Below are 16666 nucleotides of genomic sequence, written 5' to 3' on the forward strand. Positions count from 1 at the left end.
GCGCGGGCCCTCAACCCTTGTCGATGCGCACGCGGGCGCCGTCGACGAGCAGCATCTGGCCTTCCGTGACGACGCGTTCGCCCGCCTGCAGGCCCTTGTCGACGACCACGCGGTTCGCGCTGGTCGCGCCTGTGGTGATCGTACGCTGTTCCACGGTGCCGTCCGCCTTCACCACGAACACGAAGGTGCCCTCCGTCGAGCTCTGCAGGGCCACCACGGGGATGCTCACCGCGTCGTACAGCCGCGTGGTGGGCAAGGTCACCTCGGCGAACTGCCCCGGTGTCAGCCGGCCGTCCGCGTTCGCGAAACGGCCCTTCAGCACGATGGTGCCGGTGGTGGCGTCCACTGCGTTGTCGATGAATTCCAGCTCGCCCTTCAGCGGCGCGCCCTCGTCGCCCGGAATCTTCGCCAGCACCGGCAGGGGTCCGCGACGCTGGCTGTTGCGCACGGCGGCCAGGCTGTCCTCGGGAATGGAAAAGGCCACGCGGATGGGATCGACCTCGTTCAATACCACGATGTCGGTCGTATCGGCGCTGAGCGTGGCACCCGGGTAGGCCAGCGGCGCGCCGGTCACGCCGTCGAAGGGCGCGACGATGGTGGTGAAGTCCAGCTGGGTCTTCGCCGCGCGGGCTGCGGCGCGGTCGCTTTCGAGCGCGGCGCGGGCCACGCCCAGATTGGCCTTGTACAGGTCGAAATCCGCCCGGCTGACGAAGCCCTTGCCGAGCATGTTCTGGTACCGCGCCTGGTCGGCCTCGGCCTTGACCAGTTGTGCCTGGTCGCGAGCCACGTTGCCCATGGCCTCGTCGTAGGCCGCTTGCAGCGGGCGTCGATCCACCTTGGCGAGGAGGTCGCCTTTCTTCACGTGGGCGCCGGGTATGAAGGCCAGCGATTCGAGCTGGCCGTTCACCCGCGAACGCACGTTCACGGTGGAATAGGCCTCGGCTCGCCCGATCACTTTCAGGGACAGGTCGATCTCGCCCCGCGTGGCCACCGCGACGGTGACCGGAACGCCCGCCGCCGGCCCTTTGTCCGGGGGTGGCTGGGCCTTTCCACCGGCCTCGTGCCGCCACAGGCCGAACGCGGCGGCCGCCACCGCCACGAGGACGACGATGAGGAGGAGTTTCTTCCCGGGAGATCGCTGCATGGGGGCTCCGGCCGAATCCTTCGGGTTCGGTCGCCACGCTGGGGAGGCGCGGACTGGTTTCAGGGACGGTTATCCGTAAAAGCTAACGCGCATGCCCACCATCGGTTGACTGGGATTCAGCTTTCCTCGCCGGGACCGTCCAGCCCCTGGAGGTTTTCCTTCATGCGGTCCAGGACGGCCAGCATGGTCTGCAGGTCGGCGGTCGAAATACCCTGGGTGGCATCGCGGCGGAGGCCCCGGGCGATCTCCTCCATGTCGTCGATGACACCGCGGGCCTGGTCGGTATCGTGCAGGCGCCACGCACGGCGGTCCTTGGGATCAGCGCGACGCTCGACGAAGCCCGCAGCCTGCAAGCGGTCGATGACGCGGCCCACGGCAATGGGCTCCATGTCCAGCTGTTCCGCCAGTTCGTTCTGGCGCATGCCGGGCCGGCGATGCAGGGCCTTCAGGGCCCGCCACTGGGCACGAGTCAGTCCGAAGCGCACGGCGCGTCGATCGAAGTGCTTGCGGAAGAGCAAGGTCACGTCGTTGATGAGGTATGCGAACGAGATATCTTCGACTTTGAGTTCGGCCATGGCCTTGGATTGTATCGCTGGTATGTCATGGACATCGTAGCCAAATGCCACCCTGGCCGTCACAAGGAGTTTTCTTATGACTTTCGAAGTGATCGAAGCCGATATCACTACCCTGCCGGTCGATGCGATCGTGAACGCCGCGAACGAATCATTGCTCGGTGGCGGAGGCGTGGACGGCGCCATCCATCGCGCTGCCGGACCGGCCTTGCTGGCCGCCTGCAGGGCCTTGCCGGAAGTGCGCAGGGGCGTTCGCTGTCCCACCGGCGAAGCCCGCATCACGCCCGGCTTCGCTCTGCCCGCCCGCTTCGTCATCCACACCGTCGGACCAGTGTGGCATGGCGGCAACCATGGCGAACCTGGCCTTCTGGCCGAGTGCTATACGAATTGTCTCAAGCTTGCCCGCGAAGCAGGCGTCGGCTCGATCGCGTTTCCGGCGATCAGCGCCGGCATATACGGCTACCCGGCCGACGCCGCGGCGGAGATCGCCGTGCGGGCGATCCGCGCTGCCGACTGGGCACCCGGGCGGGTCGTGTTCTGCACGTTCGGCGCGTCGATGACCCGCATCTACAGCGCGCTGGTGTAGGAGCGCGCCTGCGCGCGACGTCTTTTGGGGCCGTGAGCAACAGGCCCTGCTGCTTTTGAGGCCGTGAGCAACAGGCCCTGCTACGCCTCGCGAAAATATGTCGCGCGCGGGGCGCGCTCCTACACAGTGCGGGTTACCGGGGGTAGAGAGGCGGCAGGCCATCGCCGGAGCTTGCCGCCGGCGAGGGCTTCCAGTCGAAGCCGTCCGCGAAGGCGGCGCGCAGCACCACTCCCGGGGCATCGCCGTTCCCGAAGCGCGCGCGCTGCAACGCTGCGATCGCGTCGGGTTGGGCGCCTTCGCGCAACGCGGCGGAAAGCTCCCCCAGCGTGCGGATGGACGGCCGGATGGCACGCGCCCACTGCAGGAGGCTGCGCTCCATGATGGCGGGATCGTTACCTGCCGCGGCCTGGAGGAAGCGCGCATGTGCCGGCCGTTCCCTGGTGGGCGGATCGCCGGCGGGCGGCGCCTTCCCTTCCCGCGGCCCGCGGCGACGGGAAACCAGGAACCATGCGGCAACTGTCAGCAGCCACAGCGCCAGGACCGCGACGAACAGCGAACGCCACGGCACGCTTGCCGCAGTGGACGAAGGCGCCGCGACGACGGAAGCTGCCGGGGCTGGCGCGGAAGACGCGTATCCCGGAGCCCCGGCGGCCGTGGCTGCCGGTGCGGCGGTCGCGGCCACCGCTCCGCCCTCGCCCACCTCGATGTCGTGCGCCGGGATCGTCGCGACTTCGGGCTTGTCGGTGACGACGTTCCACCAATGCAACGTGGTGGCGGGAATATGCAGCGTACCCGTGCGCGTGGGCACGACGGCGAAGCCCTGCTGGCGCCGGCCGGTGACCCAGGCTCCGCTCGTACTGCCACCCGTGACGGCCTTGTCCGGATAGACGTCGGCACCGTCGAGCTTCGGCAGCGACAGCGCCGGGAGCGCCTCGAACGGCATGCCGGTGGCAGACAGGTGCATGGTCAGCGTGATCGGTTGTCCCACGCGTCCCTTGCCATCCGCGGGCAGACCGTCGAGCGACAGCTTCAGGTCCCGGGCGGGAATCCATGCGCCCTCGCTGGCCGACGGCGGACGTCCCCGCACGTCGATGCGTACCTTCTCGGCCACCGCATTGACCGGTTCGCCCGCGCCGAAAAACGAATTCGCGTCGGTGGGATCCACCGCCGTGCCCTGAAACGTCGGCGGCTGGATCTCCAGCGTGCCCGGATGTTGCGGGAAGATCGCGTAATGCCGTTCCACGACGTTGAAGCGGCGCCCGCCGCGCATCGCCTGGTAATTCGCATCCTGGCCGATCCGGCGTACTTCGGCACCTTCCGCCGTGGGATCGCCCAGCTGCCCGTCGGCCAGGTTCACCGCGAAGTAAAGACGCAGCGTGTAGTCGATCTGCTGGCCTACATAGGCCTGGGCGGGCTCGGCCTTGCCCTCCAGCACGATGGGGCGATTCGCCGCTGCCGCGGGCGTATCGTTCGACGCCGCCACGTCGAGCGACACCGGTTGCGTCTGCTGGCCACCGATCGTCAACGCGGGAACGGTGAGGTGTCCCTCGCGGCGCGGGCGCAGCGCCACGCCCAGGATCGTCTTCGATTCGCGCTTCCCGTTGATGATGCTGAGCGTGTGGTTCGTGGATGTGCCGAGGACGACGAAATCCGGTGTCAGCGGCGACAGGTCCGGCGAATCCGTCGTCTGGTCGCCGATCTCGATGTTCAGGGTGACGGTCTCGCCCACGCCGATCTTGCTGCGATCGAGCGATGCGACGGGTGCCGCGTCCTGTGCCCAGGCCAGCGGCGTCAGGCACCCCAGTACGAAGGCCAGCAGGATCCCGCGCATTGTCATTCTTCCGGCTCCGCGCCATGGCGGCGTTGGTATTCGAGCATGAACTTCCTCCGCAACAGGCCGCCGGGATCGTCGGGCACGCGCATCAGCGCGCGCTGCACGTCGGCCGGCAGTTTCGAGGACGCATCGTCGCCGGAGACGGCGCCGAGATCGTGTTCCTTGTCGCCTTCCTTCGCTTCGCCCTTGCCGGCGAGGGCCTGGTCCATCTTCTGCTTCAGCGCCGACTGCGCCTGTTCGGCCTGCGCGCGCTCCTGCTCCGACTTTGCGCTGGCATCGCCTTGCGGAGCCTGCGCCTTGCCGCTGTCCTTGCTGCGATCGCCGCCTTCGCCTTCGCCGGCGGACTCCTGCGTGCCCGGCTGCTTGCCATTCTCGTTGCCCTCGGCACCGGATTGCCGCCCGCTCTCGCCCTGTTTTCCGTCCTTGCCATCCTGCTGGCCCTGCTGCTGGCCCTTGTCGCCTGACTTGCCCTTCGGGTCCTTGTCCTTGTCGCCCGTGCCGCCCTGCTTGTCCTGCTGCTTCTTCGCGTCTTCCTGCTGCTTCTTCAGGAAATCCGCGACGGCCTTGCGGTTTGCCGCGGCGTCTTCGTTGCGCGGATTCGCCTTGAGCGCGCGGTCGTAAGCGGCGATGGCGTCCTCGTAACGCTGCTGCTTCGCCAGCGCGTTCCCGAGGTTGTACTGGGAGTCGCTGTCGCCGCGCTGCGCGAGTGCCTTCTCCGCCTCAGCGTAATCGCCGGCCCGGTAAGCGGCGGCGCCACGCACGGCGGCGTCCTTCGCCAGGGCCAGGGCACGTTGCGCGTCGCCCGCGGCCAACGCGCGCGCGGCCTGCTGGTCGCGCGTGCGGAAGATGTCACCAAGCCCATCGGCGTGAGCCGGAGAAAGCGGAACCACGGCGAGCGCGAACACGAGCAGCCAGCCGCGGCGGAACGCGAGTGCCACGATCGGCAGCAAGGGCAGGAGCAACCACGGGCCACGGTCCTGCCACTCGCCGGACGTAGCGCCTTCCACCGCCTGGCCCCCGCCGTCGCCGCGCGCGATGCCTGCCAGGGCGTCCACATCGGACGTATCGTTCGCGGCTACCACGAAGCGGCCGCCACCCGCTTTCGCCACCGCGGCGAGCGAGGCATCGTCGCGCTGCGCCATCACGATCTCTCCGCGCGCATCCTTGAGGAAGCCGCCATCGTCCGTGGCGATGGGACCTCCGCGCACACTGCCGATGCCGAGCACGGACACGCGGTCGCCGGCGGCACGCGCGCGCTGCGCCGCGGTCGTCGCGGCGGCATTGGCGCGATCGGTCACCAGCACGATGGAACCGCTGCGCAGGCCGGCACGGCGGATCAGATCGGCGGCGAGGTCGATCGCCTTGCCCGGATCGTCGCCATCCACCGGCATCGTGTCCGGCGCGAGCGCGGTGAGCAGGTCGTCGACGCTGTGCGCATCGGTCGTGAGCGGCGCTACAGTGAAGGCTTCGCCGGTGTACGCGATGAGCGCGTTCATGCCGTCGCGATTTGCCGCGTAAAGCCCGCGCACCTTGTAGCGCGCCCGGCTCAGTCGGTCGGGCACGACGTCGTGCGAGAGCATATGCGGCGACATCGACACCACCACCACCTGGGCGGCGCGCTCGGCGAACAACTGTTGCTTCTGCCTGTTCCAGGTCGGCCCGGCGAGCGCGAGGACGGCGAGCAGCGCCGCGGCGACGAACGCGGCGACCGGCGCGCGCGAGGCCGACGGCGTACCGTCGAGCAGGTAGGGAAGCAGCGCGGGATCGGCAAGCCGCGCGAGCATGCGCTCACCCGGCCGCCGGCGGCCCACGGCCCACGCAAGCACCGGCAGGAGCAGGAGCAGCCATAGCCAACGCGGCTCGAGGAAGTGGAAATCGGCCAACCAGGTTTTCATGCGCTGTTCCTCCCGCCGAGGTAACGCGGAAGCACGCCCAGCGCGAAGAGGATGAGCGACAGTACCAGCGGCCAACGGAACAGTTCGAAGCGCGGACGCAGCGCCGCGCCTTGCTGCGGCACGGGCTCGAGCGCATCGATGGCCCGGTATGCCTTCGCCAGTTCTTCCGTGTCGGTGGCACGGAAGAAACGGCCGCCTGTCTGGTTGGCGATGTCGGTGAGCATGCCGACGTCGAGATCGGCTGAGGGATTCACCACACGGCTGCCGAAGAAGTCCGGCACCCGCATCGCGTTGGCGCCGATGCCGATCGTGTACACGCGCACGCCGGCCGCCTTGGCCGCGCGTGCCGCTTCGCGCGGCGCGATCGAACCCGCGTTGTTCACGCCGTCGGTGAGGAGGACGACGACGCGCGCTTCTTCCGGCATGTCGGCAAGGCGTTTCACGGCGACCGCCAGCGCATCGCCGATCGCCGTCTCGCGTCCGGGCAGGCCGACGACCGCGCCATGCAATTGCGCACGCACGGCATCGAGGTCATAGGTCAGCGGGGTGACGAGGTAGGCCTGCGAGCCGAACAGGATCAGCCCGAGCTCATCGCCTGCGCGGCGGTCGATGAAGTCGCCGGCGATGGCCTCGACGGCGGCGAAGCGGGTGACCTGCTGGCCAGCCAGCTGCATGTCGTCCAGCGACATGCTGCCGGAAAGGTCCACCGCCATCATCAGCGCGCGGCCGCTGCGCCGTTGCGGTTCGGGCGGGCCGAGATGCTGCGGGCGTGCCGCCGCGACGACCAGGCTGAGCCAGGCCAGCGCCAGCAGGAGCGTCGCGGCGAACGGAGCCCTGGTCAGCGACGATTGCACGAGGACGAGGCCCGGCTGCGGCAGGCTAAGGGCCTGGGCCGGTTTCAGCGGACGCAGCACATGGCGCAGCAGCCAGGGCAGCGGCAACGCGAGGAACATCCATGGCCAGGCGAATTCAGGTAGCGACATGCGCAGGCCTCCCGCGCATCGCCGCGCGCACCCAGGCCTCGACGTCGCGCGCGGCCTTGGCCACGTCGAGCTCGGCGACGCGGCGGTATTTCGCTTCGTCCAGTGCGGCAAGCGCGGTGACGTCATGACCCGGCGCCATCGCGGCGAGCGCGTCGCGCCACCGCGTGCCGGTCAGGATGACGCTCGAGGGATCGCGCATGCGCGCCACACGGCGGACGAGCTGGCTCGCAGTGGCCGCGAACGCCAGGGGGTCGCCGTGTTCGGCGTGGCGAGCCGTCGCTTCGCGAAGGTCGGCCAGCGACGCCTCGACGAAACGGCGCCACGCGGCGCGCCGGCGCAGGACCACGACGAGCACGGCCGTGCCGGCCACGAGCAGCGCCAGCAGCGCCCACCAACCCGGCGCCAGCGGCCACCACATGGATACCTGCGGCACATGGATGTCACGCAACTCGGGTCCGTTGACGGGCATCAGCGGGTCCTCGCCGTACCGAGCAAGGCCACGATGGCGTCGAGCGGGTCGGCGCTCGTATCCACGCAGCGATGGCGCAGTCCGAGGCCGGAGCAGAGCTCTTCCAGCCGGCGATGGCCTTCGCCGAGGCTGCGCGCGAAGTCCGCGCGCTGGCGCTCGCCCTGCAGCATCACGTCGTAGTGCACGCCGCGATGGGCGAAGGGGTAGCGGCCCGCCGGGGGCTTCGACAGTTCCAGCGGATCGGCCACCGTCAGCACGGCCACTTCGGCCTTGGCGACGAGACCGAGCATGCGTCCGCGCGATGCCGAATCGACGGAGAAGCCGTCGCTGACGAGCAGGACGCGCGATGCACCGTGCATCAGCCGGCCCGCGCGTTGCAGCGCCGCCGAGAGCGTTTCGTCGTCTCCCGCGGGCAAGGCATCCCAGGCGGCGATGGCGCCGGCGAACGCCAGTGCTCCACGCGCGCCGCCCTGCGGACGCAGCAGCTGGCGCTGCCCGCCGAAGGCCAGCACGCCGACGCGGTCGGCGCCGCGCACCGCGTACCACGCGGCCATGGCCGCGGCGCGAGCGGCCTGTACCGACTTGAAGCGGGTACGCGTGCCAAAGCGCATGCTCGCATTCGTATCGAGCAGGACCAGCAGGCGCCCTTCCCGCTCCTCCTGGAACAGCTTCGTGTGCGCGACGCCGCTGCGCGCGGTCAGGCGCCAGTCCATGCGGCGCACGTCGTCGCCGGCCTGGTAGACCCGCGATTCGGCGTAGTCCATGCCCCGGCCGTGCAGTCGGCTTGGGCGCTGCCCGCTGCGTTGCACGCGGGACGCCACCTGCGGCGCGGGCGCGCGCGCCACGCGCGAGCGCAGTGCGATCAGTTCGGGCAGCGACACATGGACGCGCCCGTCGGCGCTGGGAGCGGCGGCGGTCACGGCAGCGGAACGAGGTCCAGCAGGCGGGCGATCACGGTATCGATGCGTACGCCTTCGGCTTCCGCTTCGTAGCTCGGCAGCACGCGGTGACGGAGCACCTCATGGGCGATGGCGTGGATGTCCTCCGGCACGACATAGTCGCGACCGGCGAGCCAGGCGTGGGCGCGGGCGCAGCGATCGAGGGCGATGGTCGCGCGCGGGCTGGCGCCCCAGGCGATCCAGCGGGCCAGTTCCTGGCCGTAGCGGCCGGCGTCGCGTGACGCGACGACTAGCTGGGTGATGTACAGCTCCAGGGGCTCCGCCATGTGCACCGCGAGCACCGCGTCGCGTGCGGCGAAGACGTCCGCCGGACGCAGGCGGTGCGCAGGCGGCGACGCCGGATGCAGGGCCTCGCGGGCCTGCTGCCGGGCCAGACGGAGGATCGCCAGTTCCGCGTCGGCGTCCGGATAACCGACGGTCACGTGCATCAGGAAGCGGTCCAGCTGTGCTTCCGGCAGGGCGAAGGTGCCTTCCTGCTCGATCGGATTCTGGGTAGCCATCACCATGAACAGGTCCGGCAAGGGCCAGGTCCGCCGCCCGATGGTGATCTGCCGTTCGGCCATGGCCTCCAGGAGCGCGGACTGCACCTTGGCCGGGGCGCGGTTGATCTCGTCCGCCAGCACGATGTTGTGGAACAGCGGGCCGCGCTCGAACTCGAAGCTGCCTGTCTGCGGACGGAAGATGTCCGTGCCGGTGAGATCGGCCGGGAGCAGGTCCGGGGTGAACTGGATCCGGTGGAAGTCTGCCTCCACACGGGTGGCGAGCGCCTTGATCGCCGTGGTCTTGGCGAGGCCCGGGGCGCCCTCCACCAGCAGGTGGCCATCGGCCAGCAGCGCGATGAGCAGGCATTCGACCAGGTGCGGCTGGCCGATGATGCTCTGGGCCAGGTCCTCGCGCAGGCGGACGAAGGCGTCCTGGAGCGGAGTGGCGGCGATCGGCGTGGCTGACATCGAGGAAATCCCGGGCAAGGCGAAGGCCCGATGAGACCACAGAGCGGCCCGGAAGTTTAGGGCCGAAGGTAAGCCTCCCGGCCGGAACGAAAAAAACGCCCGCGTTTCCGCGGGCGTTCGGGAAGCCTCTCGAAGGCGGTCTTCTTACTGCAGCGTATCGCTCAGGATGCGCGGGGTGACGAAGATCAGCAGCTCCGCCTTGTTGTTGCCGCGGTTGGTGCGGCGGAACAGCACACCGATGCCCGGAATGTCGCCGAGACCCGGAACCTTGTCGGTCGTATTGCTCTTCGTGATCTCGTAGATGCCACCCAGCACCACGGTCTGTCCGTTGTCGACCAGCACCGAAGTATTGATCTCGCGGGTGTCGATCGACGGGACGAAGCCGCCGCCCGGCGAGGGCGTGTTGCCGGCGAGAGCGTCCTTCTTCACGTTGATCTTCAGGTAGACGCGGCTATCGGCGGTGATTGTCGGGGTCACGCGCAGCTCCAGCACCGCGTCCTTGAACTGCACGGTGGCGTTCTGCGCACCGCCGCCCGAGCTCGAAGCCTGGTAGGTCACGTAACCGATCTGGGTACCCTGCTTGATCACCGCTTCCTGCTGGTTGGCGGTGATGACGCGCGGACTGGAGATCACTTCGCTGCGGCCTTCGGTCTGCGCCGCCGACAGTTCCAGGTCAACTAGGTAGTTTGCACCCAGGATCGCCAGGCCGATGCTGCCGGCCGGGTTCGATACAGGCAGGTTGACGTTGTAACCGCCAGGCAGCGTATACGGGTTTCGAGTGGGCAACGTTCCGGTCGAACCATTGGCGAGGTATTGGTTGACCGCATTGTTGTAGGCCACGTCGCTGTTACGGACGCTCGTGACAAGGCCAGCGGTGCCGCCACCCGTCGTACCGGTGCCGCCGCTGCTTAGATCGGGCGACGTGCCGATGATGTTGTTGTTGTTGTGATTGAATCCCTGCGCGCCCCAGCGCACACCGAGCTGGCGGGTGAACTGGTCGGTCGCCACGACGATGCGCGACTCGATAAGCACCTGCTGCACCGGGCGGTCGAGCGTGCCGATCAGCTCACGCAGGTCGCGGATCTTGTCCGGCGTGTCGTTGATGAGCAGCGTGTTGGTGCGGTCGTCGAACGACACGCTGCCACGCGGGGAGAGGAAACCGCGGGTCGTATTGCCACCCGAACCGCCGCCGCCCTGCAGGCTGCCCTGGGTCAGCAGCTTGGCGATGTCTTCCGCCTTTCCGTAGCTGATCGGAATGTAGTCGGAGACCAGTTCCGCCGTGTCCTGGGCCTTCTGGCGCGCATCGGCCAGGCTCTGCTCGTAGCTGGCGAGTTCGGCCTGCGGCGCGATCCAGATGACGTTGCCGCTGCGGCGCTTGTCGAGGCCCTTGGCACGCAGGATCACATCGAGGGCCTGATCCCAAGGCGTATTGACCAGGCGCAGGGTGACGCTGCCGCCGACGCTGTCGGAGGCGACCAGGTTCAGCTTCGCCTCGTCAGCGATCAGCTGCAGGGCGGAACGGACCGGGATGTCCTGGAAGTTGAAGGTCAGCCGGGAACCCGAATACGTCGGTTCCTGACCCTTCGCGGCCTTCGCGCTCGGCGTTTCGACCTTCTTGGGCGCGACTTCGACCACGTATTCGGTAGCGTTCTGGTAGGCCGACACCTCGACGCTGCCCTTCGTGCGGATGTCCAGGCGGGCGCCGCCCGGACGCGAACTGGGCTCGATCGACTGCACCGGCGTGGCGAAGTCGAGCACGTCAAGACGCTGGTTGAGTTTCGCCGGCAGGGTTGTGCCCGGCAGGCTGATCACCACGTGGTCGCCTTCGCGATGCATCTCCGGCGTGGATGCGGCATTGCCGAGGGTGACGAGCACGCGGCCCTCGCCGTTCTGGCCGCGACGGAAATCGATGTTGCTCAGCGGCGTACCGGCGCTCGAAGGCAGGGCCTTGGTCGGATCGGACACGATGGCCGTCGTGGTCGTGGCACCGGTCGGGCCGTTGTTCACGGTGACGACGAGGTTATTGCCTTCCACGCGGGTCTTGTAAGCCGAATCGCGGAACAGCTCGAGGGTGAGTCGGGTGCGACCGCCGGCCGACACCACCGATACGCCCGAGGTGGCGCCCTTGCCGATATCGATATGGCGCGTGCTGAAGGTGTTGGTGGTGTCCGGCAGGTCGATGGCGATGCGCGGAGGATTGCTGGTGGTGAAGATCCTCGGTTCCGGAGCCCGCTCGGAGAACGCGAGGGTCAGCTCGACGCGGCCACCCGGCTGGGAGTCGTAGCTGACGTTCTGGAGCGCGTTGGCCGCCACGGCGGTGCCGGTGAAGGCACCGGCGAAGGCCAGCGTGACGCCGAGGATCCAGCGGCGCGACCGATGGCGCGCGCTACCCGGCAGATGATTGAGTTTGGTCGTCATGTGCGTCATCCCCGAGTTCTTATTTCTCACCGACCGCGATGCTTGCCGGACGCTCCATCCAACCGCCGGAGCCGTTAGGCACCAGCTCGACCAGATCGATCCGGTCCTCGCCCACGGCGGTGATCCGTCCGTACGCCTGCCCCATGTATTCATTGCGGTGGACCCGATGGATCACCCCTCCGGGGTCCTTCACGAGCGCCTCCAGGCTACGGCCAGCACCGACCGTGCCAACCATCTTCAGGCTATCCAGTGAAAACATTTCCAGCGGTTCCTTGGGACGGTTCTCGTCCGGGCGCGGGCCACTGGTCGCCCCGGTATCCATTTCGGCCGTGCTCGGGCTGAACGGATCGCGGGCGCCCTGGTCCTGGTAGGCAAAGGTTTCGAAGGTGCGGATGACGGGCAGCGGCGGGATGGGCTCGCCCTTCTTGTGTTTCTCGGCGTCGACCCATTCACGCAGGTCGGAGGTGCCACGCGTGCAGCCGCCGAGCGCGAGCATTCCGAACAGCGCGAGCGCGAGGGGCCGGATCAGGGAATGGTGGCGTGTCATCACTTCTTCCCCTTTGCCGGCTTCGCAGGCTTCTGCGTTTCGTCGTCATCGAGGTAGCGATAGGTCTTGACCGTGCCCTGGAGAACGAGCAAGCCGGATGTGCCGGCCTTGCCGTCCTTTTCCTTCGGACGGAGCGAGACGTCGTGCAAGGTCAGGATGACGACGCGCGGCAGCGAGGCCACGCCGCTGATGAAGGTGCCGAACTGGTGATAGGTGCCGATCATGCGCAGGGTGATCGGCTTCTCGGCGTAGAAATCCTTCGGCGTTTCCGGGCCCGGCTGGAACAGCTCGTTCTCGATGCCGGCCGCGAGCGCGGTCTGCGAGATATCGATCAGCAGTTCGGGCATTTCCGTCTTGCTGGGCAGCTGGCGCAGCAGGGTGCGCAGCATGTCCTGCATGTCGGCCAGCTGCTGTTCGAGCGCCTCGAGATTGGCCGACTTCGCCTGCTTCTGCGAAAACTCGGACTTCAGGCGCTCTTCCTGCTGCTCGGCGTTGGCGAGGTCGTCCTGCTGGCTGCTGATCTGGAAATACCAGCCCGCGAGCAGGACCACGGCAAACGTCAGGCCGGTGAAGAAGAGCTTGATCGAGTTGGGCCAGCCGCCGACGTTGTGGCGATCGAGATTGCGCAGATCGTCCAGGAACTTCATGGCTTGGCTCCTGCCGGGGCCGGCGCGGCCGGGGTGGTCGTCGGCATCGGGGATGGCGTAGCCGCCTTGCCGGGGGCGGCGGTCGCCGGGCCACCGGTGGCGGCGGTGGCCGTTGCGACCGGCGTCGCAGGTGCCGGCGCGGTGGCGGATCCCGCGGGAACCCCGCCAGGCGGCGTTTCGGCCGGGGTGCTCAGCTTCACGTCGAGGCCGAAGGTGTACGGCATGCGCGACCCGTCATGCGTGTTTTCCGTCTTGCGCAGGTCGACATGCCCCATCCAGGGCGATGCCTCGATATTGCGCATGTACTCGGCCACGCTGGAGTTGGACTGCGACACGCCATCGAGCGACATGGACTCGGCGGACTGCTTCATGCCGGCAAGGCGGGCGCTGGCGGGAATCGTCTTCACCAGTTCGTCGAACAGATGGACCATCTGCGAGCGGTTCGCCTGCAGCTGCTCGATGATCTGCTTGCGCTGGAGCAGGTCCGCGCGAACCTTTTCCAGGTCCTTGATCTTGGCGATGCGGTCGTCGAGCTGCTTGATCTCGGCCTGCAGGTAGCTGTTCCGGTCGCCCTGGTTGCTGATGCGGGCATCCATCCAGAACGACCAGGCGATGAGCACCACGAGGGCGGCACCGAAGGCCAGGCCCAGCTGGATGTAGAACTCCCTTTCACGTTGCTTGCGGCGTTCGGCGCGCCAGGGGAGCAGGTTAATGCGTGCCATCAGTCGAAGCTCCTCATGGCCAGGCCGACGGCGATCATCATGGCGGGCGCGTCCTGGGCCAGGGTCTGGGCCTGGACGCGGCTGGACAAGGCCATGCGCGCCAGCGGGTTGGCTACCACGCAGGGCACGCCCAGCTGCTGTTCGAGCAGCTCGGTGATGCCGTCGATGGCGGCGCAGCCGCCGGCCAGCACCACCTGGTCGACGCGGCTGTACTCGCTGCCGGCGAAGAAGAACTGGAGCAGACGGCTCACCTGCTGCACCAGCGACTCCTTGAATGGCTCCAGCGCCTCGGTCTCGTACGACTCCGGCAGGCCGCCCTTGCGCTTCGCCCGGCCGGCTTCTTCATAGGAAAGGCCGTAGCGGCGCATGATCTCGTCGGTCAGCTGCTTGCCGCCGAACACCTGTTCGCGGGAGTAGATCGTGCGCTGGTTCTTGAGCACCGCCAGGGTGGTCATGGTCGCGCCGATGTCCACCACGGCCACCAGTGCATCGCGCGACACCGCCAGCTGGTCGGCGACCATGCTGAAGGCGTTCTCCATGGCAAACGCCTCGACGTCGATCACCCGCGCGGTGAGGCCGCCCAGGTCCAGCGCGGCGATGCGCATGTCCACGTTCTCCGTGCGCGAGGCGGCCAGGAGCACATTGTTCATCTCGGGATTGTCGCGGACCGGCCCCAGCACCTCGAAATCGAGGCTCACTTCCTCGATCGGGTAGGGGATGTACTGGTTCGCCTCGACCTGGATCTGTCCCTCGAGATCGTCCTCGGAGAGATCGGCCGACATGGGGATGATGCGGGTGATGACGGCCGAACCGGCCACGGCCGCCGCCGCATGCCGCGACTTGGCGCCGGAGCGGGCCAGGGCGCGGCGGATGGCCTCGCCGACCGCCTCGACCTCGACGATGTTCTTTTCGACGACCGCATTGGGCGGCAGCGGCTCGACGGCATAGTGCTCAACCCGATAGCGCCCGCCGGCGTGGCTGAGTTGCAGCAGCTTTACCGCGGTCGAACTGATGTCGACGCCAATCAAGGGCGCCGCCTTCGGTGTAAAGAGCCCCACGATGTCCCCCTTGCCGCGCCTTGTCGGAATTGGTCTTCGGCGCGAGGGCATTAAACCTAAACCTTAACGGATTGGCAACGGCCCTCATGGGCCGCTTACCGGCACTAATTCACAAATCCAGTCACTGGGTTAGCGAATGCCGTTAACACCCGGTCGAATTCCCCCGGCCCCGCCCCGGCGACGGCTTCGCTCTATACTCGGCCCCGACACACAAGGCGGTGACCCCTTCCCCTCCATGCGAATCCTCAAGCGTCTGCTGCGCTATGCGCTGTACCTGGCCCTGGCCGGCATCCTCTTCGTGGTTGGCGCCGTGGGCGTGGCCTACTGGCTGCTCTCGCCGCGCCTGCCCTCCGTGGCGGTTCTCCGTGACTACCATATGCAGGTCCCCCTTCGGGTCCTGAGCTCCGACGGCCGCCTGATCGCGTCCTTCGGGGAGACCCGGCGCATCCCCGTGCATATCGCCGACGTGCCGGCGCGGCTCAAGAACGCCGTGCTTTCGGCGGAAGACGCCGATTTCTACAGCCATCCCGGCGTCGACTGGCACGGCATCGCCCGGGCCGGCATCCACGTGATCCTCTCCGGCGGCGACAAGGGCCCGGGCGGCTCCACGATCACCCAGCAGGTGGCACGCAACTTCTTCCTCAGCCCGGAAAAACTCTATTCGCGCAAGCTGACCGAGATGTTCATCGCGCTGCGCATGGAGAACGAGCTCAGCAAGGACCAGATCCTGGAGCTTTACATCAACAAGATGTTCCTCGGGCACCGCTCCTACGGCCTGGCCGCGGCGGCGGCGTACTACTACGGAAAGACTCTCGACCAGCTGACCGTGGCCGAATGCGCCGCGCTGGCCTCCACCTTCCAGCTTCCTTCGGTGGTGAACCCGCTGAACAACCCCAAGCGCCTGCTCGCCCGGCGCAACTGGGTGCTTGGCCAGATGCTCGGTAACCGGTTCATCACCCAGGCTGAGTACGACCAGGCCATCCAGGAACCGAACGATGCCTTCCCGCACGAGCAGCAGATCGAGGTGGATGCGCCCTACCTGGCCGAGATGGTTCGCCAGCAAGTGCTCGAGAAGCTCGGCAACGATGCCCTTACCGAGGGCTACGTGGTGCACACCACCGTGCCGAGCGACAGCCAGGCCGCCGCCAACGAGGCATTGCGAAGCCGGCTTTCCGCCTACGACCGCCGCCACGGCTACCGCGGTCCCGAGGGCCACGAGGAACTGCCGGCCCAGGCCGGACCCGAGGACTACGACCGCGTTCTCGCCGGGTACACGAGCGTGGCTGGCATGATCCCCGGCATCGTCACGGAGACCGGTGCTAAGGAGGCCAAGGTGTACCTCTCGCCGAAGGAGACGGCCACGCTGAGCCTGGAATCGATGGCCTGGGCCCGTCCCTACGTCAACGAAGGCCGGGCCGGCGCCGCGCCCACCCGCGTCGACACGGTGTTGAAGCGCGGCGACGTCGTCCGCCTGTTCCGTGCGGCGAAGGACGAGGTCAACGAAGACCTGGCCACCGACGGCAACGCCGCAGCCGCCGCCAAAGCCGAGCCGAAGATGGAATGGCGCCTCACCCAGATCCCGGCCGTGCAGGCCGCGCTGGTGTCGCTGGATCCCGAGGACGGCGCGGTGCGCGCGCTGGTGGGTGGCTTCAGCTTCGTGCGCTCGAAGTTCAACCGCGCCGTGATGGCCGCGCGCCAGCCGGGATCCAGCTTCAAGCCCTACCTGTATTCGGCGGCCTTCGACCGCGGCTTCACGCCCGCCTCCATCGTCAACGACGCGCCCGTGGCGCTGTCTCTTATACACATCTCCGAGCCCACGAGACGGACTCCGAGCGCGGATGCCGGCTGCTGCTGGAAAAAAAAAAGGGGGGGGGGGGGGGGG

15 protein-coding genes are annotated in these 16666 nt (G+C 68.0%); 2 read left to right on the plus strand and 13 right to left on the minus strand.

The window, feature by feature from the left end:
* Nucleotides 1-10: 10 nt before the first annotated feature.
* Nucleotides 11-1144 carry an efflux RND transporter periplasmic adaptor subunit gene (locus ACR9ZH_RS04545; protein ID WP_481289563.1) on the minus strand — a complete coding sequence of 378 codons (1134 nt, stop codon included), beginning with the start codon at nt 1142-1144 and terminating at the stop codon, nt 11-13.
* A 116-nt stretch (nt 1145-1260) separates the two neighbouring features.
* Nucleotides 1261-1719 (minus strand): MarR family winged helix-turn-helix transcriptional regulator, encoded by a 459-nt coding sequence (locus ACR9ZH_RS04550; RefSeq protein WP_481289564.1) that lies wholly within the window; start codon nt 1717-1719, stop codon nt 1261-1263.
* A 76-nt stretch (nt 1720-1795) separates the two neighbouring features.
* Here ACR9ZH_RS04550 and ACR9ZH_RS04555 point away from each other — a divergent pair, with 76 nt between their 5' ends.
* Complete coding sequence (locus ACR9ZH_RS04555; RefSeq protein WP_481289565.1) at nt 1796-2302, plus strand: O-acetyl-ADP-ribose deacetylase; 507 nt, start codon at nt 1796-1798, stop codon at nt 2300-2302.
* A gap of 133 nt (nt 2303-2435) precedes the next feature.
* Here the strand turns inward: ACR9ZH_RS04555 and ACR9ZH_RS04560 are convergent, their stop codons facing one another.
* The 11 genes from ACR9ZH_RS04560 to ACR9ZH_RS04610 form a co-directional block, all read right to left on the minus strand.
* On the minus strand, nt 2436-4133 hold the full coding sequence (locus ACR9ZH_RS04560; RefSeq protein ID WP_481289566.1) for a BatD family protein: 1698 nt from the start codon (nt 4131-4133) through the stop codon (nt 2436-2438).
* Between the two features lie 2 nt (nt 4134-4135).
* Nucleotides 4136-6031: a tetratricopeptide repeat protein gene (locus ACR9ZH_RS04565; protein WP_481289567.1), complete on the minus strand. Its 1896-nt coding sequence runs from the start codon at nt 6029-6031 to the stop codon at nt 4136-4138.
* Nucleotides 6028-7014 (minus strand): VWA domain-containing protein, encoded by a 987-nt coding sequence (locus ACR9ZH_RS04570; RefSeq protein WP_481289568.1) that lies wholly within the window; start codon nt 7012-7014, stop codon nt 6028-6030. Before ACR9ZH_RS04570 ends, ACR9ZH_RS04565 begins: the two co-directional genes overlap by 4 nt.
* Nucleotides 7001-7483 (minus strand): DUF4381 domain-containing protein, encoded by a 483-nt coding sequence (locus ACR9ZH_RS04575; RefSeq protein WP_481289569.1) that lies wholly within the window; start codon nt 7481-7483, stop codon nt 7001-7003. The genes ACR9ZH_RS04570 and ACR9ZH_RS04575 overlap by 14 nt, the downstream gene beginning before the upstream one ends.
* Nucleotides 7483-8403, minus strand: a complete 921-nt coding sequence (locus ACR9ZH_RS04580; RefSeq protein ID WP_481289570.1) for a DUF58 domain-containing protein — start codon at nt 8401-8403, stop codon at nt 7483-7485. Before ACR9ZH_RS04580 ends, ACR9ZH_RS04575 begins: the two co-directional genes overlap by 1 nt.
* Complete coding sequence (locus ACR9ZH_RS04585) at nt 8400-9392, minus strand: AAA family ATPase (RefSeq protein WP_481289571.1); 993 nt, start codon at nt 9390-9392, stop codon at nt 8400-8402. Before ACR9ZH_RS04585 ends, ACR9ZH_RS04580 begins: the two co-directional genes overlap by 4 nt.
* Nucleotides 9393-9536: 144 nt before the next feature.
* On the minus strand, nt 9537-11810 hold the full coding sequence (locus tag ACR9ZH_RS04590; RefSeq protein WP_481289572.1) for a type IV pilus secretin PilQ: 2274 nt from the start codon (nt 11808-11810) through the stop codon (nt 9537-9539).
* Between the two features lie 19 nt (nt 11811-11829).
* Nucleotides 11830-12357: a pilus assembly protein PilP gene (locus ACR9ZH_RS04595; RefSeq protein WP_481289573.1), complete on the minus strand. Its 528-nt coding sequence runs from the start codon at nt 12355-12357 to the stop codon at nt 11830-11832.
* Nucleotides 12357-13004: a type IV pilus inner membrane component PilO gene (locus ACR9ZH_RS04600; protein WP_481289574.1), complete on the minus strand. Its 648-nt coding sequence runs from the start codon at nt 13002-13004 to the stop codon at nt 12357-12359. The genes ACR9ZH_RS04595 and ACR9ZH_RS04600 overlap by 1 nt, the downstream gene beginning before the upstream one ends.
* Entirely contained in the window at nt 13001-13726 is a 726-nt protein-coding gene (locus ACR9ZH_RS04605; protein ID WP_481289575.1) for a PilN domain-containing protein, read from the minus strand. The genes ACR9ZH_RS04600 and ACR9ZH_RS04605 overlap by 4 nt, the downstream gene beginning before the upstream one ends.
* A complete protein-coding gene (locus tag ACR9ZH_RS04610; protein ID WP_481289576.1) occupies nt 13726-14784 on the minus strand; it encodes a pilus assembly protein PilM in 1059 nt (352 codons plus the stop codon). The genes ACR9ZH_RS04605 and ACR9ZH_RS04610 overlap by 1 nt, the downstream gene beginning before the upstream one ends.
* Before the next feature lie 235 nt (nt 14785-15019).
* Between ACR9ZH_RS04610 and ACR9ZH_RS04615 the strand changes: the two genes are divergently transcribed.
* Nucleotides 15020-16666, plus strand: a 1647-nt coding sequence (locus ACR9ZH_RS04615; RefSeq protein WP_481289577.1) for a penicillin-binding protein 1A, incomplete at its 3' end; no start/stop codon positions are given.

The organism is Luteibacter sp. SVR4-7G, assembly GCF_056755555.1.